Annotated in this window: 17 protein-coding genes and 1 riboswitch; of the genes, 3 read left to right on the top strand and 14 right to left on the bottom strand. The window is 40.2% G+C overall.

Features of this window, described 5'->3' with window-relative positions; translation table 11 throughout:
- Nucleotides 1–70: 70 nt before the first annotated feature.
- The 7 genes from B0I26_RS00930 to cyoE all read right to left on the bottom strand — a co-directional run bounded on the left by B0I26_RS00930 (nt 71) and on the right by cyoE (nt 6,650).
- Nucleotides 71–538, bottom strand: coding sequence for a DUF420 domain-containing protein (locus B0I26_RS00930; RefSeq protein ID WP_111643596.1), 468 nt, complete (start codon nt 536–538; stop codon nt 71–73).
- 156 nt (nt 539–694) lie between these two features.
- On the bottom strand, nt 695–1,591 hold the full coding sequence (gene ctaG / locus B0I26_RS00925) for a cytochrome c oxidase assembly factor CtaG (RefSeq protein WP_111643595.1): 897 nt from the start codon (nt 1,589–1,591) through the stop codon (nt 695–697).
- 117 nt (nt 1,592–1,708) lie between these two features.
- Nucleotides 1,709–2,041, bottom strand: coding sequence for a cytochrome c oxidase subunit IVB (gene ctaF / locus B0I26_RS00920; RefSeq protein ID WP_111643594.1), 333 nt, complete (start codon nt 2,039–2,041; stop codon nt 1,709–1,711).
- A 4-nt stretch (nt 2,042–2,045) separates the two neighbouring features.
- Entirely contained in the window at nt 2,046–2,666 is a 621-nt protein-coding gene (ctaE, locus tag B0I26_RS00915; RefSeq protein ID WP_111643593.1) for a cytochrome c oxidase subunit III, read from the bottom strand.
- Complete coding sequence (gene ctaD, locus B0I26_RS00910; RefSeq protein ID WP_111643592.1) at nt 2,666–4,525, bottom strand: cytochrome c oxidase subunit I; 1,860 nt, start codon at nt 4,523–4,525, stop codon at nt 2,666–2,668. The genes ctaE and ctaD overlap by 1 nt, the downstream gene beginning before the upstream one ends.
- A 34-nt stretch (nt 4,526–4,559) precedes the next feature.
- Nucleotides 4,560–5,633, bottom strand: a complete 1,074-nt coding sequence (gene coxB, locus B0I26_RS00905; RefSeq protein ID WP_111643591.1) for a cytochrome c oxidase subunit II — start codon at nt 5,631–5,633, stop codon at nt 4,560–4,562.
- A gap of 84 nt (nt 5,634–5,717) precedes the next feature.
- Nucleotides 5,718–6,650 (bottom strand): heme o synthase, encoded by a 933-nt coding sequence (gene cyoE / locus B0I26_RS00900; RefSeq protein ID WP_111643590.1) that lies wholly within the window; start codon nt 6,648–6,650, stop codon nt 5,718–5,720.
- A 506-nt stretch (nt 6,651–7,156) separates the two neighbouring features.
- Here cyoE and B0I26_RS00895 point away from each other — a divergent pair.
- Nucleotides 7,157–8,116, top strand: coding sequence for a COX15/CtaA family protein (locus tag B0I26_RS00895; RefSeq protein ID WP_181502658.1), 960 nt, complete (start codon nt 7,157–7,159; stop codon nt 8,114–8,116).
- 84 nt (nt 8,117–8,200) lie between these two features.
- Here B0I26_RS00895 and thiE read toward each other — a convergent pair whose 3' ends face one another.
- The 6 genes from thiE to B0I26_RS00865 all read right to left on the bottom strand — a co-directional run bounded on the left by thiE (nt 8,201) and on the right by B0I26_RS00865 (nt 16,202).
- Nucleotides 8,201–8,860, bottom strand: coding sequence for a thiamine phosphate synthase (gene thiE, locus B0I26_RS00890; RefSeq protein ID WP_111643589.1), 660 nt, complete (start codon nt 8,858–8,860; stop codon nt 8,201–8,203).
- Between the two features lie 6 nt (nt 8,861–8,866).
- Nucleotides 8,867–9,688, bottom strand: coding sequence for a bifunctional hydroxymethylpyrimidine kinase/phosphomethylpyrimidine kinase (gene thiD / locus B0I26_RS00885; protein WP_111643588.1), 822 nt, complete (start codon nt 9,686–9,688; stop codon nt 8,867–8,869).
- Nucleotides 9,689–9,708: 20 nt separating this feature from the next.
- Nucleotides 9,709–10,515 (bottom strand): hydroxyethylthiazole kinase, encoded by an 807-nt coding sequence (thiM, locus tag B0I26_RS00880; protein WP_111643587.1) that lies wholly within the window; start codon nt 10,513–10,515, stop codon nt 9,709–9,711.
- A 204-nt stretch (nt 10,516–10,719) separates the two neighbouring features.
- Nucleotides 10,720–10,829: riboswitch (TPP riboswitch) on the bottom strand.
- Between the two features lie 217 nt (nt 10,830–11,046).
- Nucleotides 11,047–14,493, bottom strand: coding sequence for a pyruvate carboxylase (gene pyc, locus B0I26_RS00875; RefSeq protein WP_111643586.1), 3,447 nt, complete (start codon nt 14,491–14,493; stop codon nt 11,047–11,049).
- A gap of 65 nt (nt 14,494–14,558) precedes the next feature.
- On the bottom strand, nt 14,559–15,779 hold the full coding sequence (locus B0I26_RS00870; RefSeq protein ID WP_111643585.1) for an FtsW/RodA/SpoVE family cell cycle protein: 1,221 nt from the start codon (nt 15,777–15,779) through the stop codon (nt 14,559–14,561).
- 135 nt (nt 15,780–15,914) lie between these two features.
- Nucleotides 15,915–16,202, bottom strand: coding sequence for a YlaN family protein (locus B0I26_RS00865; RefSeq protein WP_181502657.1), 288 nt, complete (start codon nt 16,200–16,202; stop codon nt 15,915–15,917).
- A 173-nt stretch (nt 16,203–16,375) separates the two neighbouring features.
- On the opposite strand from B0I26_RS00865, the gene B0I26_RS00860 reads away from it, so the two are divergent.
- On the top strand, nt 16,376–16,873 hold the full coding sequence (locus B0I26_RS00860; RefSeq protein WP_111643583.1) for a peptidyl-prolyl cis-trans isomerase: 498 nt from the start codon (nt 16,376–16,378) through the stop codon (nt 16,871–16,873).
- Between the two features lie 83 nt (nt 16,874–16,956).
- Here the strand turns inward: B0I26_RS00860 and B0I26_RS00855 are convergent, their stop codons facing one another.
- Nucleotides 16,957–18,288 (bottom strand): PhoH family protein, encoded by a 1,332-nt coding sequence (locus B0I26_RS00855; RefSeq protein ID WP_111643582.1) that lies wholly within the window; start codon nt 18,286–18,288, stop codon nt 16,957–16,959.
- A gap of 130 nt (nt 18,289–18,418) precedes the next feature.
- On the opposite strand from B0I26_RS00855, the gene B0I26_RS00850 reads away from it, so the two are divergent.
- Entirely contained in the window at nt 18,419–19,009 is a 591-nt protein-coding gene (locus B0I26_RS00850) for a YhcN/YlaJ family sporulation lipoprotein (RefSeq protein WP_409991395.1), read from the top strand.
- Nucleotides 19,010–19,044 lie beyond the last annotated feature (35 nt).

Raw genomic sequence — 19,044 nt, 5'->3', positions numbered from 1 at the left:
AGCCTGACTGTTTCTATGAACCTCCCACCTACACGTTGTTTAGAGGTGGGAGACTTCTCGGTAGAACATGTTAAAAACCTAAAATCGCTTTAATAATAGACGTTGTTTCTCCGCCTCGATAAAACACATAAAGAAGCAAATAAACAGCAACCCCAGTCGTTGCGGTAAAAAACCATATTACACTTGTAATTGGACCTAGCTTTTTATGTTTAACCAAATTATTTTTAAAGCCTGATAAAAGAGTAACGATTCCAAAAATAGCACCGACAGTCGCCAAAACAATATGGAAAAATAAAAAGATCGTATAATAAATTTTTATATTATCGGGACCGCCAAAGCTAGTATTGCCGATAAAAATCGTTCTTGATAAATAAATAAGGAAAAACAATAGGGCGAATACAGCTGCCCAAAACATCGTTTTTTTGTGCGCTTCGATTTTCCGTTGACGAACTAAATACCAGCCGATTGCGACAAATATTGCACTTAAGACAATAAAGCCCGTACTAAGCGTTGGCAAAATCGGTAATGAGTGATCCATATTTTCGTTCCTCTCTCCTATTTCATTCGTTTCTCCAATTTTATTTTAGTCGACGCTCTCTTTTTTTTCAATAAACAACATGCCAATACCCATTCTTAGTTCTCAAATGCGACAAAACGGGGCTAAGCCCTTGCTTGCCCCGAAAATTGCCATTGATTATTCAGATGGCTGCGGCGAGATCGTAGCCATTTTTTCCTTTTCCCGTTCTTTTTGATACCAGTCAATAAAAATGAAAAATAACATCGCGCCATAGATAATCTCCTGGATAATTTTCATCAATACCCCGCCAAGCTGTTGGTCATAAATAAGCGGCATTGACATAAACATTTGCGGACCTGTTAAATTAAGAGAAGCTAATGTTCCAGCAGGTACACAAAGCTGAAGTGCATTCACCCATGCCTGCGGGTCAGAATAAGTTGTATACAACGGAGTATCTGCAAAAATAATCAGCGCACAGGCTGGAGTTAATAAGATGCCGTTAGCAAAAATGTAACCAATTTTTTTAATACCGCTAAGCGTTGGCCAATCTGACAATTTCGTAACGAGCGGCCACCACATCATCACTGCCGAAAAGAAAATGACAGTTGTGACCATCGCATGTAAAAACATATTTGTTTTGACGATATCAAAAATAAACGGAACGTGATAAAACGAGAAAAGGCCATTAAACAAAATAAGTGAAATAAGCGGCTTCGTAAAAAATGAGACAGTTGCCTTTACAAACCGAATGCGGAACAATTGTTCATACATCCAATTTGGAATTCCTAAAATAAGCAATTGTGGCACAAGTAAATAAAGGATGGCCATCTGGGTCATATGAGCGCTAAACATCAAATGACCAAGCAAATCAATCGGCGAACCTTTACAAATATAAAGCAAAACAATACCAGCTGTAAAAAACAGTTTTTGTTTTCTTGTCGCCGGTCCTTCATTTGTAAAACGCTTTCTCCAAGGACCAACCAGCATGAAGTAAAGCCAAAGCACAAGCGCTAATGAAAGAAGAAAAAACGGACTCCATAAGGCAACAAAGCCGAACATATTTAAAGATACCATCGTTGTTTCACCTCGATTCTTTCCATTTTCATTATACTACAATTGCAACGTTTATACATTGTTAAACTTTTGTGAAAAATAAAAGGAAATCAGCTAAAACTGATTTCCTTTTATTTGTTACCACCAAACAATCGTCATAAACGCCCAAATCGTTAGAAAGGCAACAAATACACCGCTATAAAGGAACAACGCTGGCAACTCATGACCTTTGTGGCTCATGTGCATGAAATAATATAATTGGAAGCCAACTTGCACAATCGCAAGAAGAAGAATAAATGGCACTGAAAACCAAGGTGAAAATTTGTCATAACCAATTGCGAAAAACGCAACAAGCGTTAAGAAAATCATTAAAGCGAATGAAATGACTTGATGTTTCATATCTTCCGCGTTTTTCTTGCGGCGATAAGCTAAATCAACATTTGGGTTGCCTGAATTTGTATGCTGTGCCATACAATCACCCCACCATTCCCATTAAGTATACGACTGTGAAAATGAACACCCATACAACGTCGATAAAGTGCCAGTAAAGGCTGGCAACATAAAACTTCGGTGCGTTGTAAAGGTCTAGACCGCGCTTAGCGTTGCGAATCATTAGCGTTAAAATCCACAGCAAACCAAATGCCACGTGCGCACCGTGTGTGCCAACTAACGTATAAAAGGCTGAAGCAAACGCGCTTGTTGAGAATGTAAGGCCTTCATGAACATATTCATAGAATTCGTAAATTTCCAGTCCTAAGAATGCAGCGCCTAATAAAACAGTAATTCCAAGCCAAAGCTGCATTTTCTTAAAGTCGAAATTTTTCATATGGTACATTGCATACACGCTCGTTAAGCTGCTCGTTAATAACAGCATCGTAGCGATGAATACAATGGACATTTTAAATAGCTCGTCAGAACTTGGACCGCCAGCTGTTCTATCCCTTAAAGCTAAAAATGTGGCAAAGAGGGAGGCGAAAAGAACAGTCTCTCCCCCTAAGAAAAACCAAAATCCTAAAAATTTATTTTTCCCTTCAAGGGTGGCTTTTTCAGGTGATGCAGGGAATGTCTCTGCCGTTAATTTTTCTTCAACATGCATTATGCCTTAGCCCCCTTTTTCTCAGCTTCAATAATTTCTTCTTTATGAATGTGGTAGCCATGGTCATCGATTACAGAGCGCAAGAACATGGCCCCAAACGTAATTAATAGACCAACGATTCCAACCATTAAGCCCCAAGAATGGTCGTTATGGTACATAAATCCTAAAGCTGAAATGAATAATCCAAGCGAAATGACAAACGGTAAGAACGAAGGATTTGGCATATGGATATCTCCAAGCGGTTCTGCCGGAGTTAAGCCTTTTTTACCTTCCATTTTCTCAACCCAAAGCGCATCTAAACCGCGAACAAGCGGAGTTTGTGCAAAGTTATATTCAGGTGCTGGAGAAGAAACTGCCCATTCAAGCGTACGTCCGTCTCCCCATGCATCTGCTTCAGCTTTCTTGCCTTTAACTGTTGTAATAACAATATTAACTAAAAGAACAATCGTACCGGCAGCCATAAAGAATGCACCAATTGTACTAATTAAGTTTCCAGTTTCCCAACCTTGCCCCGGCAAGTATGTGAATACGCGGCGAGGCATACCCATCAAGCCAAGGAAGTGCTGAATAAAGAATGTTAAATGGAAACCGATAAAGAATAACCAGAATGTAACTTTTCCAAGTTTTTCGCTTAACATCTTTCCAAACATTTTTGGCCACCAATAATGTGCCCCAGCTAAGAGAGCGAATACTACCCCACCAACGATAACATAATGGAAGTGGGCAACAACGAAATAGCTGTCATGATATTGATAGTCTGCTGCCGCTGTCGCATTCATAACCCCTGTTACTCCACCCATAACGAATGATGGAATAAACCCAACAGCATATAACATTGGTGTTGTAAAGCGAATGCTTCCGCCCCACATTGTGAATAACCAGTTAAAAATCTTAATACCTGTCGGAACAGCAATGGCCATTGTCGCAACCGCAAAAATTGCGTTCGCAATTGGTCCCATACCAACTGTAAACATGTGGTGCGCCCAAACCATGAATCCTAAGAAACCGATTAATACAGTTGCAAATACCATTGATGAATATCCGAATAAACGTTTTTTAGAGAAAGTCGAGATAATTTCAGAGAAAATACCGAATGCCGGCAATACAAGAATATATACTTCAGGATGACCGAAAATCCAGAATAAATGCTCCCAAATAATTGTGTTACCGCCTAACGCCGGATCGAAGAAGTTACCACCAAATAAACGGTCCATCATCAGAAAGATTAAGCCAACCGTTAACGGCGGAAACGCAAATAAAATTAACGCAGAAGCAACAAACGTTGTCCAAGTAAACAATGGCATGCGCATATATGTCATACCTGGAGCACGCATATTAACGATTGTTACTAGGAAGTTAATACCACCAATTAATGTACCTAAACCGGAAATCTGTAATCCTAACACATAGAAATCAATACCGTGTCCTGGTGATTCTAATGATAAAGACGCATAAGATGTCCAACCAGCGTCAGGTGCTCCGCCTAAAAACCATGATAAGTTTAGGAAAAGCCCTCCAAAGAAGAATAACCAGAAACCTAAAGAGTTCAAAAACGGAAACGCAACGTCACGCGCACCGATTTGAATTGGTACAACAGCGTTCATCATCGCAAATACAAGCGGCATCGCTGCCAAGAAAATCATTGTTGTACCGTGCATCGTTAAAATTTCGTTATAAAGACCTGCACTAACAAAATCGTTGTTAGGCACAGCAAGCTGAATACGAATAAATAGTGCCTCAATACCACCCATGATGAAGAAAAGACCACCAGCAATTAAGTAAAGGATGGCGATTTTCTTATGGTCGACCGTTGTAAGGTAGTCCCATATCAGGCTCTTTTTGCGAGCTACTGTACTCACCAGTGTAACCTCCCTTTTTACATGAATCCCCTTATTACTCAACCTTTAGACTCATTAAATATTTTGTTAAAGCATCAATTTGTTCATCAGTTAATTTTCCGTATGTGTTTGTCATTGTATTGCCAGGTTTAATAGATTCTGGATCTTTCAGCCATTTTTTCAAGTTTTCTTCGTTATGTTCTAAAATACCTGCAATGCGCTCACGATCGCCAAAGTTTCCTAAGTTTGGTGCTGTACGTGCTTGTTCTGGGCGGTTATCAACCGGAGTAACCGCGTGGCAGCCGATACAGCTCTTATTGAAGATTGCTTCCCCTTCTTTTGCAACTGGATCAGTTACAACTGGTTTCGCATTTTTCATTTTTTCAATCCATTGATTGAATTCATCTCTAGGAACGGCTTTCACTTTGAAATCCATCAACGCATGCGAAGGACCGCAAAGCTCTGCACACTTACCATAGAAAATGCCGCCGGCTTTTTCAGCGTCCTCTTGGTCAAATTCCAACCAAAATTGGTTTTTGCTTTCTTCTACGTTTGTATCCATTTTCCCGCCGACTGCAGGAATCCAGAATGAGTGTTTTACATCTGATGCTTTTAAGTTAAAATACACGCGCTCATCTGTAGGAACAACTAAATCCTGGCTCGTAATAACGCCATAGTCAGGATATTCAAATTCCCACCAATAAAGGTTAGCACGAACATTGACGACAAGCGTCTTCTCTTTGTCGCGATTTTCTTTGTTCATCGGTTTTACATCAGCAAGCTCAAATGTTGCCTTAACAGTCGGAACTGCCAAAATAATCAAAAGAATAATCGGAATGACAGTCCAAATAATTTCGAGCTTATGGCTTCCTTCCACTTGCTTTGGAATTTTGTTTTCTTCTCCTTTACGTTGACGGAAACGAATGACAACGTATACGAAGATAATTGTTACAACGAGAATAACAAGAACCATAATGGCTGTGCTAAGCAGCATAAGCGAATACTGCATATCTGCTACTTCGCCGGCCGGTTGAAGCGCGGAAATAAACGGCTCGCCACAGCCAGCTAATACAAGCGCCATTACACTAAAAAGAGAAAATAAGCGCCAATTGAGTAGCCATTTCTTCATAGCCTAATCAAACCCCTCTTTCAATTTTAGATAAATATATAAATTCTTTCTATATGAAAAAGAGAAAGAATTATAAACAACCCATTAATCAATCGTAACGATCACCATTGCTACGAATAAAATGGTTAAATAATTCAACGAATATATAAACATCCACTTCGCCCATTTCAAGTCATCTTTCATTTTAAATCCCGCAAGGCCTAACGCCAACCAGCCGATGTTTAACAACGTCGCGATGACGAGAAATGGAATACCTAATGAAAAAAGGTAAAACGGAAGTGGAAGTAAGCATGCTACCCAAACAACCATTTGGCGTTTTGTAATACCAAAACCATGAACAACCGGTAACATCGGAATGCCTGCCGCACGATATTCTTCTGCACGCTTCATTGCGAGCGCCAAAAAGTGTGGCGGCTGCCATATAAACATTAATAAAAATAACACAAGCGGCACGACATGAAAATTTGAATCGACCGCTGTCCAGCCAATAACCGGAGGCACAGCCCCCGAAACGCTCCCGATGACCGTATTCAACGTATTATTCCGCTTTGACCACATTGTATACAAAAAGACGTAAGTGAATACACCAATAAGTCCAATGATCGCTGCGGTTACGGTTGTCATCAATAAGCTTAATGTGCCAATCATGACTAGGAAAATGCCTAACCAAAGCACCCGCTTCGGCTCCATTCTTCCAGTAACAGTCGGTCTTGATTTTGTCCGCTCCATCAAATGATCGATATCGCGGTCAATATAATTATTTAGACTGCATGAACCAGCAATAATCAATGCTGAACCAAAAAGGGCAAAAAAGACAATATGAAGATTATCAAGAAATCCTTTCCCCATAAAATGCAATGCTAACCATAAACCGGTAAATGTCGTAATTAAATTCGAATTTACGATACCAATTTTTACAACAGCCAATAAATCTTTCCAAACGGTTGAATGTGTATACTCTTGAGGACTTTGCATAGCATTTGCATCGCCTTCATTCAATGCCCTCGTATTTGCCATCGTTAATTCCTCCTTAGTCCCACAAATCAAAAAGACCTTCTAATCATTTCATTTCATTGCTGAAGGCGTTTCCATCGCTTCGTTACATTAAAATTTCAATTAAAAAAATAAATATTGCTGGAATAATAAAAAGATAAATAATCCATCTTCTTTATATTAAATCACATTTCGTTGGCGAATTGTGAATTTTTTTTGGATTATTTGTGTCAAAATTGTGAATGAACGTATCTCTAAATACAATACTAGACAAAAAACAGCATTTTCATTTGTATTCATTTATATTTCTAGCAAACTCATTAACAATATTCAACCTTTTTCGCTATAATATTTATTTGTTTTTTACACTAACTATATTGTAAAATGATGATGTTTATTGATTTTATTTTGCTCTCTTTCGCTGTTTACGCTAAGATAATAAATGTAGATTTTTCGTCTATCTTTTCTACAACATTTTCTATAACATTAATGGTCACAATAGATATTTCTTAATCAAGAAGGTGAAGATTTTGCAGCGTACATTAAAATGGTTTGCGGTTCTAACGACGATTGCAATGTTGTTCGTTTTGATTGGCGGTGCTTTAGTAACAAAAACAGAATCAGGAATGGGGTGCGGTCGGTCATGGCCGTTATGCCACGGTGAACTAATTCCTTCGAATATCACCCCTGAGCTCTTGATTGAACTAAGTCACCGCGTCGTTTCTGGAGTTGCAGGGGTGATGGTACTAGTACTGTCCGTTTGGGCTTGGCGTGCGATTGGGCATGTCCGTGAAACAAAATTTCTTGCGCTTGTTTCGTTTATATTTCTTGTGTTGCAAGGTTTGATTGGAGCGGCAGCCGTCGTTTGGGGACAATCCGACTTCGTTCTTGCCTTACATTTTGGCATCTCTCTGATTTCATTTGCTACAGTTTTTCTACTTACACTGCTCATTTTTGAAGTAGATAAAAAATTCGACGCAGATTCAATAGTGATTGACAAAAAAATGAAATTTCATATTTATGGAGTTATCGTATACAGCTTTATCGTTGTCTATACCGGGGCGCTTGTCCGTCATAAACTGGCAAGTTTGGCTTGTCCAAGCTGGCCGCTTTGTTCAGAAGCTCGTCCTTTTCCTATCCAGCTTCATGAGTGGGTACAAATGGGACATCGCTTTGCAGCTGGATTGATTTTTGTTTGGATTTTATTTGCTACGATTCAAGCGCTAAAATCTTATCGGAATCAACGTGTTATATATTGGGGCTGGCTTATTTCTCTTTCCCTTGTATCTTTACAAATCATCACTGGAGCCCTTATTGTGTTCACAAAACTAAATTTATATATCGCTTTGGCTCATGCCTTTTTCATTTCTTGCTTATTCGGCATGCTCAGTTATTTAGTTTTATTAGCTGCTCGAAGCAAACACAATGAACAAATGTTATCCCATTTGTCCAATCAAGCGAAAAGGATGACATCGATCATAGCAGAATAAAAAACGAGGGACCCCCTCGTTTTTTATTCTTAAAGCAATCGATTGCTTTTTCCTTATCCCAGCAACTATTTCAACGCATATCCCTTATAAACATTCATTAACAGTCATAACTAATTGCTTGGCGCTTTCAAAAGGAGATGGTGCCAAACTAATCGCCGTTATAACAGAAACACCATCAGCCCCCGCTTTTATTACCTCTCTTGCATTTTCTGTGTTAATGCCGCCAATCCCAACCATCGGGATTTGAATCCCGTTCTTTCTGAGAGACAGAATAAGGGAAGTACCTTGCACTTCTTTGGCGTCTTCTTTTGTTTTTGTAGGAAAAATGGGACCTACTCCAACATAATCCGCCCCTTGCGCAATGGCTTTACGCGCTTCCTCAAGATTATGAACGGAAACACCAAGAATTTTATCGCCAATTTTTTCACGGACACGCTCGGCTGACTCGTCTTCCTGTCCGATATGCACACCATCGGCATCGAGCGCAATTGCTAAATCAACATCATCGTTTACGATAAAAGGAACGTTATATTTTTTACAAATGCTTTGAATTTCTTTCGCAAGCGCGTACTTTTTCGCCCCGGTTAAAGCATCTTTCCCTTTTTCGCGAAATTGAAACAGCGTAATTCCGCCATCAAGCGCTTCTGTTATCACTTTCAAAGGGTCCTTTTTACAGTTATTACTTCCCATAATAAAATAAACTTTTAATAACTGTCTCATTTTCTCATTCGAAATTCTCGCCAACACTCATCACCCATTTTCGTAAACACTCTTTTTCTCTCGATAAGCCCAATGATTGGTCGGTCCATGGCCGTGCCCTATTCCTAATTCGTTTTCAATCGCTGCTTGAATAAAATCTTTCGCTGTTTGTACCGCTTCCTTTACATTGCTGCCCTTTGCCAGTTCAGCCGTAATCGCTGCAGCAAATGTGCAGCCTGTTCCATGTGTATGCTTCGTCTTCACTCTTTTGCTTTTAAAATAAGAAAATTCCTCACCATCATATAATAGATCAACCGCTTCACTTTCTCCTTCATCATGACCGCCTTTAATAACGACATATTTTACACCTAGCTCATGTAAACGTTTGGCTGCTTTTTGGCGGTCTTCTAATGTGCGGATCGTCATTGCCGTTAACACTTCCGCCTCGGGAATATTAGGCGTAATGACGGTTGCCAGCGGAAGCAAATCGTTTTTCAAGGCACTTACCGCTTCATCTTGCAAAAGTGGAGCCCCGCCTTTAGCAATCATGACAGGATCGACGACAATATTTTTCCACCCAAATTGTTTAATCTTTTCAGCAACTGCTTGAATGATTTCGCTGCTGAAAAGCATTCCTGTTTTAACAGCATCTGCTCCTAAATCGGTTCCAATCGATTCAATTTGCTGCTTAACAGCCTCTACCGATAAAGGGTATACCCCTTGTACTCCAAGTGTATTTTGCGCGGTAACCGCAGTTAACGCGGACATCCCAAAAACTTTTAACTCTTGAAACGTTTTTAAATCGGCTTGAATGCCGGCCCCGCCGCCGCTATCAGAACCGGCAATTGTTAACGCTTTGTACACCTTCTTCATGGCGATTCCCCCTTGCAAACTCATCTTTTTTCAATCGAGCCATATTGGCTAATTTCCGCAGTACCTACTTTGGCGAGCTCGTTTAAAAATTCGATTTGAAAACTTCCTGGTCCTTCTTCCCCTTTTTTATTTGCTGCTACTTCAGCAGCCACCCCGTAACTGACAAGCGCAGAGACAGCCGCTAAAAGCAAGTCTTTCTCAACTGCTGCGAACGCTCCAATCACCGAAGTTAACAAGCAGCCTGTCCCCGTTACTTTTGTTAAAATCGGATGACCGTTATGGATGACGTATGTTGTGTCACCATCGGTAACGACGTCCTCTTTACCAGTAATCACAACAACCGTTCCTAATTGCTGTGCCGCTTTTTTCGCTAAGGCAATAATATCTCCGTTTCCTTCTTGCGCATCGACGCCTTTAATGACCCAATTTTCTCCTATTACATTGGCAATCTCAGCGGCATTTCCTCTTATAATTGAAATTTTCACTTCTTTAACAATTTTTCTTGCCGTTTCTGTTCGATAAGCGGTGGCACCTGCGCCGACCGGATCAAAAATCACCGGTACCCCATTCTCATTCGCTGATTTTCCTGCAATGAGCATCGCTTCGATTTCTGTTTCATTTAGCGTGCCAATATTAAGCACGAGCGCTCCCGCCATTTTTGCCATATCAGCCACTTCTTCTTTAGCATACGCCATCACTGGCGAAGCGCCTAATGCTAAAAGACCGTTAGCAGTAAAATTTGTCACAACAACATTCGTAATATTATGGATAAGCGGATTCACTTGACGCACTTTTTCTAACGTTTTTACAATTTCTTGTATCTGCATAATCACATTTCATCCTTTCAATACATACAATACGGAATATTGTTTTTATATTGATAAGCAAACAACTTCAAAGCATAATGATGAAACTCATCTTCTGAACAACGTTCCTTCTTCATAAACTGAAGGATGCTGTCAATGATTTCGCGCTGCTTTATCATATTTTCAAAGATGAAAAAGGCACTTTGCGCGTAAGCAAAGTGCCTATTAGCCCCTTATCACTTTCCCTACGCTGGCATTACCCAACAGGTTCAAACGGTCAACGACGGATTAGTCGTACTCTCAGCCTGATTCCACAAGCTCCCGTAAAAAATTTATTTTTATCTTTAATTATATAATCAAAGTCCACTCCTTCTAAATATAAAGTTGACATGTTTGTTTCATCATTTTTTAGATACTTGTCAACACATAAATCATACATAAGAAACGCTGAGTCTGTCTAAAAGCAATTGTCAGACCCCACAGTCATAATTATAACAATGGATTGAGTCATGCGTGAGGTCAGACACTCATAAGTCAAATCCTTATTATTATTTATTTTGTTAATTCTATGAGTAAATCGCCGGTTTGAATGGCATCTCCATTTTTCACATAAATATCTTTTACAATGCCGCCGAATGGTGCTTGCACCGTTGTTTCCATCTTCATTGCTTCGGTAATCATGAGATGGTCTCCCTTGCTTACTTTTTCTCCCTTTTCAACTAACACTTTTACAACGGTTCCCGGCATCGTTGCCGCAATATGGTTCGGATTATTTTTATCAGCTTTAATGCGTGAAGCAACGGTTGTTTTAATGCTCTCATCTTTAATAATCACTTCACGCGGTTGTCCGTTCAATTCAAAATAGACGACGCGCGTTCCGTCAGCTTGCGGCTGTCCGATGGAAACAAGCTTGACGATGAGCGTTTTTCCTTTTTCAATCTCCACCTCAATTTCTTCACCGAGGCGCATGCCGTACAAAAATGTCGGGGTATCCAGCACGGATACATCACCAAATTGTTCGACTGTTTTTGTGTAGTCGATGAACACTTTTGGATATAAAGCATACGCAAGCGCATCGAAGTCAGTCACTTCTCGATCGAGCATATGGAACAACTCTTGCTTAACTTTCTCAAAATCAACCGGCTCTAACAGTTCTCCTGGCCGTACTGTAATCGGTTCGCGTCCCTTTAAAATAATGCGCTGCAATTCTTTCGGGAATCCGCCATACGGCTGTCCTAAATAACCTTCGAACAGCTCAACAACCGAGTCCGGGAAGTCAAGCGTTTCACCGCGTTCATAAATATCTTGCTCGGTCAAGTTATTTTGCACCATATATAGCGCCATATCACCGACGACTTTCGATGAAGGAGTTACTTTCACAATATCACCGAACATATCATTGACACGGCGATACATCTCTTTTACCTCATCCCAGCGATCGCCAAGGCCGACCGCCTTCGCTTGCTGCTGAAGGTTGCTGTATTGTCCGCCAGGCATTTCATGCATGTATACTTCTGTATGCGGTGCGTTTATGCCGCTTTCAAACTCTTGATAGTATTTGCGGACATCTTCCCAGTAGCGGGAAAGCTGTTCCAATGCATTGATGTCGACATTCGGCATCCGCTCTGTTCCTTCAAGCGCATAATAGAGTGTATTGGCACTTGGCTGTGACGTTAGTCCGGCCATTGAACTTACGGCAACATCAACAATATCTACTCCGGCTTCAATCGCTTTTGCATAAGTGTAGATGCCGTTGCCGCTTGTGTCGTGCGTATGAAGATGAATCGGAATATCCACCGTCTCTTTCAACGTCGAAATTAATACATACGCTGCCTGCGGTTTTAAAAGACCGGCCATGTCTTTAATGCCTAAAATATGTGCGCCTGCCTGCTCTAATTCTTTAGCAAGGTTTTTATAATAATCCAAATTATACTTCGTGCGCGTCGGATCTAAAATATCACCTGTGTAACAAATCGCCGCTTCGGCAATTTTTCCTGTCTGCCGCACCGCATCAATAGCAACCGTCATGCCTTTTACCCAGTTTAAGCTGTCAAAAATGCGGAATACATCGATTCCGGCATGTGCTGATTTCTCGACAAACTCGCGAATGACATTGTCCGGATAGTTTTTGTATCCAACCGCATTAGACGCTCTCAATAACATTTGGAACAGCAAGTTCGGAATTCGTTCACGAAGCTTGAGCAAGCGATCCCACGGATCTTCTTTTAAGAAACGATAGGCAACGTCAAATGTCGCTCCTCCCCACATTTCAAGTGAGAACAAATTCGGCAATAACCTTGCTGTAGGTTCGGCAATGTGTACTAAATCGGTCGTGCGCACGCGCGTTGCTAAAAGCGATTGATGCCCATCGCGGAATGTTGTGTCCGTTAATAATACTTTCTTCTGTTCTTTCACCCATTGAACAAGACCTTCTGCTCCACGTTCTTCGAGAATTTGTTTTGTTCCGCTTGGAATCGGCTCAGAATGCTTTACTTTTGGAATGCGCGGCTTTTCAAATACCGGCTTCTTTTTCTTTCCGATTCCCGGAAAGCCATTGACGGTTACCGTACCGATATACGTTAACATCTTTGTGCCGCGGTCTTTTCTTTTCGGGAAGATAAATAGTTCGGGCGTTGAATCAATAAACGAAGTGTCGTACTCTCCTGTTAAAAATTTTGGGTGTTGCACGACGTTTTCTAAAAATGGAATGTTTGTTTTAATTCCACGAATTCGGAATTCCCGCAAATTACGCAGCATTTTTTTTGCCGCTTGCTCAAATGTCAATGCCCATGTGGATAATTTCACAAGCAATGAGTCATAGTATGGTGTAATAACCGCTCCCTGGAACCCATTTCCTGCATCTAAACGGACGCCAAATCCGCCTCCGGAGCGATAGGCCATAATTTTCCCCGTATCCGGCATAAAGTTGTTTAACGGATCCTCTGTTGTAACCCGCGATTGAATCGCGTATCCGTGAACATGAATATCTTCCTGTTTTGGAATGCCAACCACATCACTGTGAAGCGAATGGCCTTCCGCAATTAAAATTTGTGACTGAACAATATCAATTCCTGTAACCATTTCCGTAATGGTGTGTTCTACTTGAATGCGAGGATTCACTTCGATAAAGTAAAACTTATCGCCAGATACTAAAAACTCAACCGTACCGGCATTGACATAATTTACATTTTTCATTAGTTTGACAGCCGCTTCGCAAATTTCCTGGCGAAGCTGATCAGATAATGACACGCTTGGTGCGACTTCGACTACTTTTTGATGGCGGCGCTGCACGGAACAGTCGCGTTCATATAAATGAACAATATTTCCTTCATAGTCACCGAGAATTTGCACTTCAATATGTTTTGGATTTTCGATGAGCTTTTCTACATATACTTCATCGCTGCCGAATGCTGCTTTTGCTTCTGATTTCGCCCGCTCATATGCTTGTTTTACTTCCGCTTTTGAACGAACGATGCGCATGCCGCGTCCACCGCCGCCTAATGCTGCTTTAATAATAATCGGATAACCATACGTCTCGCCAAAACGAATCACTTCTTCCAAGCTATGTACGGGACCATCGCTTCCAGGAATAACCGGAATCCCTGCCAATTGTGCTTGATGGCGAGCCTTTACTTTGTCACCAAACATATCGAGATGCTCTTGTTTGGGACCAATAAAAATGATTCCTTCTTCCTCGCATCGTTTAGCGAATTGAATATTTTCCGAAAGAAATCCATACCCTGGATGAATGGCATCGACATCATGGCTTTTGGCGATTTCAATAATCCCTTCAATATCTAGATAAGCATCAATCGGTTTTTTTCCTTCGCCAACTAAATAGGCCTCATCTGCCTTATAACGATGATAGGAACCTGCATCCTCTTTTGAATAAATCGCTACTGTACGAATGCCAAGCTCAACGCAGGCACGGAATACACGGATGGCAATTTCTCCGCGGTTTGCTACAAGGACTTTGTTAATTCGACGATTTTTACTCATATCATTACTCTCCCCCTTCATTATAATAAAAACTATAATGATTTAATGATTTTGTAAATACATTATTAAAAAGTCAGACCTCTTTTTTGTGAATTTTTCACAAGATTCGTTGTCTCTGCTTTCCCTTTATAGTTCTCTTCATATTTGACAAACATGGATATATTGACAAGCATACCAAGAGAGGCCATGAGAAGAAGAAGGGAAGAGCCGCCATAACTGACCAAAGGCAGCGGTACCCCAGTAATCGGGATAAGCCCTGCGATTCCGCCAAGATTAATGCACGTTTGAATGCCAATCATCGCAGAAACACCAATGGCCAGCAAACTTCCAAACGCATCTTTGCACTTTTTTGCAATCATTAAGCCGCGCAAAACGATAAAGGAGAGCAATATAATAACAAAGGAGACGCCAAATACCCCTAATTCTTCGGCAATAATTGACATAATAAAATCCGTATGTGCTTCTGGCAAGTAACCATACTTTTGAATGCTTTCTCCTAATCCAAGCCCTTTTAAGCCGCCTGAGCCAATGGCTAAATAAGAATTCACCAAATGAAACCCTGCATCATCAGCATATTTAAACGGATCAAGAAATCCATCAATACGCGACATTCGCTCTTTTGAAAAAATTTCATCTCCTAAAACAGGAAGCCAAAACGGCGACAATATAGCGACAATCATGCTTAAAAATAAAATTTGCTTAAATAAAAGCTTCAAGCGGATTCCTGATGAAACGATCATACTGAAACAAATGAGTAAAATAATCATGGCGGTTCCAAAGTCCGGCTGAACAGCAATAAGCACACATATAAATAAAGTATAATAAATGGGGAATACATGCCTCTTATCAGATTGGGAAAGTGATTTTTGTTTGTTCGCAAACACAGCTGCTAAATAATTAATTAATCCTAATTTAACAAATTCGGCTGGCTGCACATTAAAGGAACCAAACTTAAACCAGCTTGTTGCGTTATTCGCCGTATGCCCGGCAATAAACACAGCAAATAAAACAATAGGCATTCCAAAAAAAACGGTTAATACCCATTTTTTTTTCGCAAACACTTTGTAAGGTATAATCATCATACAGAAAAAAACAAAAGTTCCGATCATAAGCCATACTTTTTGCTTTTGATAAAAATAATCGCTCTCGAATCCAAAGCGAACAACCGCCGAAATCATGCTGGAGCTATAGATCATAATAAGTCCGAAGATACAAAGCATAAATATAGCAAGTATTAAAGGGTAGTCATAGGACTTGGCGATTTTTTTGAATAACTGCTTATCCATCTTCCCTCTTCCTTAGTTAGTAATCACTTATTTCATTTTACTATAATAATAGTTCGAATCATACTGTCGTTTTCCTGCAAAAATACAAAAACTCAAACGGTTGACTGACAACCATTTGAGTTGCTGTTTATGTTATTATACCCGCTTTTTTACAGTCGCTTCATGAAGATTTGACAATTCGCGCTCTAACCGGTCAAGAATCGCTTTGCCTTCTTTTTCATCTACAAGACCTAGGCGAATGGCAAAATCAATTTCGCGCGATAATCCAAACATTTGAGTATCGAGCACTTCTTCATAAAGAGGGCATTGGGGCATTGTTAAATTATCCATTTGTACCTGAATAAGTTTTACAATTTTATCAGCATCTGCTTTTAGAAGTGCATACGCTCTTTCACGATAATTAATCGCCGTATTTGACGTCACATTGATCCCTCCGTTCTCCCCGTGCGATTACACACACAATCCTTCTTTAAATGTTAACGTGAAACAAGCAAAATTTCAAGTTGAAAGAGTTGGCTGATAGATGTATCACATGACAAATGAATGATTTATTACTATACTAGAAATAGTGCGAAATGGGGGAGGTTATCGATGATATGGAAAATATTATTCCAATCACAGGAAAAGTGAAGTTCTCCATTACCCTTGATCCCGGTGTATGGATTTTTGATGATCGCAAAGTGGACTTGCTAACATATTTTTCAGAGACAAAACAAGAAGAACAAAACGAAGAAGACGAAATAAAAAAAATTTCGGCATATTGGGATCGCGAAATTCAAGAAGGGGCGGTTTTTCCGCCAACTTTAAAAACCGAGAAAACATATGAAAAAGAAAAAGTGATCAACGGGACATTCGGAATGCGCTTGGAACCTTTTTTGCGAAATGCAGAGCCGCTTGCTGATGCAACAACATTCATCATCGTAACGGAGCATAAAGAAATTCAAATTCCGCTAGAGCAAGCTTATGAAGCCGTATTAGGATTTTCGAAAGACGGAAAACCGTTGAAAGAAGACGGGCCTGTCCACTTTTATTTTGGGGATGGTTCCAATCAGCATGAACCGATTACCCATATTCGCAAGTTTATTGTTTCTTAAAACGCTCGTCTTAATCTTAAAAAGAAGGCAGACTCCCTTTAAAGCAAATGCGGCTCGAAGGGGGCTGCCATTTTGTTTTACCGTTATAACAAATCGGCTGCAAGCTGCGCTAATCCGGAGCGCTCCCCTTTTATTAATCGAACATGCCCTGCTACCTTTTGCTCTTTAAATTTCTCTACTACATAAGTAAGACCGTTATTATATTCATCTAAGTACGGATGGTCAATTTGTTCAGGGTCTCCCATTAATACAATTTTACTTTTTTCCCCGACACGCGTTAATATTGTTTTTACTTCATGTTTTGTTAAATTTTGTGCTTCATCAATAATAATAAATTGTTCCGGCAAACTTCGTCCGCGAATATATGTAAGCGCCTCCACTTCAATTGAACCCATTCCTGCTAAAATCGCATCTAATTCCCCTGGTTTTTTCGTATTAAATAAATACTCTAAATTATCGAATATCGGCTGCATCCAAGGCCGCAATTTCTCCTGCTTTTCTCCAGGCAAAAATCCAATATCTTTGCCTACAGGAACAATCGGTCTTGCCACAAGCAGCTTTTTATACCTTTGTAAGTCTTCCGTTTGCATTAGCCCTGCCGCTAAAGCGAGGAGCGTTTTTCCCGTACCGGCTTTTCCAATTAATGTAACAAGTGAAATATCCTCTCTCATTAACAACTCAAAGGCCATCGTCTGTTGGGCATTTCGCGGATGAATTCCCCAGACATGTTCATAGTTGAATGATAAACGTTTGACCTTTTTGCCGCTGTAATCAACGATGCCAATTGCTGACGCGGAGCCGCCAAGCGCATCTTTCATAATAATAAATTGGTTTGGATAAAAAGGGTGGTTCGTTATTTCGGCGAGCACAAGCTCCCCTTTTTCATAAAAACGATTAAGGTTTTCAATGTTTATGTACAAATCTAAAAAACCGGTATAAATACGATCAACTTCAACGACGCGATCGCTTAAAAAATCTTCAGCCTGCAAGCCTATCGCATCTGCTTTAACGCGTACGAGAGCATCTTTGCTCACTAAAATAACCGCTCTTCCGTTTTCTTTTGTTTGTTCTTCAAGCGACAAATTTTTTGCGACAGCTAAAATGCGGTTATCGTTCGTTTTTTCCACAAAAATTTCTTGAAGTTGCTGAAACGAACGATGATTAAGTTCAATCCGCAATATCCCGCCATTATCTAACGGAATTTTTTCATGTAATTTCCCGTTTTCACGCAATCGATCAATTAATTTCGATACTTGCCGGGCATTTCGTCCGATTTCGTCCATATAACGTTTTTTTGAATCGACCTCCTCCAGCACAACCGCTGGAATGACCACCTCGTTGTCTTCAAAAGAGAAAATGGCATAAGGGTCTTGCAGTAACACATTTGTATCTAACACATATATTTTTTTTTCCAAATTTCCATGCCCCCTTTTTCATATACATGTTTCACAGCCGGGGCTGTTGCTTATATATATGAGCGGATGCATAAAGATAGAAGAATGTTTGCAAAATAAAGTTAAAAAATATCGCTGTCTAGAGGTGTAAATGATGAAAACATTTCTTAACATAATCATCGTCGCGGCGCTCTTCTTTACATTTGCAGGCTGTAATTTAAATAAAAACAACGATAACGCTGGTGTTCATGTCAAAAACACAACGAATGAAAAAGTTGTCAATCAATCCGGTCAGGACATTGCCAAACGTCTTGTAAAACTTGCCAGCAGCGTACCAAACGTAAATGATGCCACCGCTGTTGTTGTTGGCAAATATGCGATTGTCGGAATCGATGTCAATTCCAAACTCGATCAATCACGGGTAGGCACGATTAAATATTCTGTTGCCGAAAGCTTACAAAAAGATCCCTACGGTGCCAATGCAATTATCATTGCTGATCCTGATTTAAATGCAAGATTAAGGGAAATCGCTAAAGAAGTAAACAATGGGCGTCCGGTACAAGGATTTATGGATGAATTAGCTGCTATTGTCGGCCGCGTAATGCCTGAGGTACCTAGCGATTTATTAAGAACGACAAATCCCGAACCGACAGAACAAAACGATTCACAATTAAATTCAAATGAAGAACAGCGGTTAAATAACCGGCAGGAAAAGCAGTCAAATGACCACTTAAATAAATAAAAGAAAGGCTGACCTAAAAAAGTGTCAGACCCCAC

It is taken from the genome of Paranoxybacillus vitaminiphilus, from assembly GCF_003259935.1.
Lineage (GTDB): Bacteria > Bacillota > Bacilli > Bacillales > Anoxybacillaceae > Paranoxybacillus > Paranoxybacillus vitaminiphilus.
Note: the sequence above shows the minus strand (reverse complement) of the source record. Positions and strands in the feature narration are given on the sequence as shown.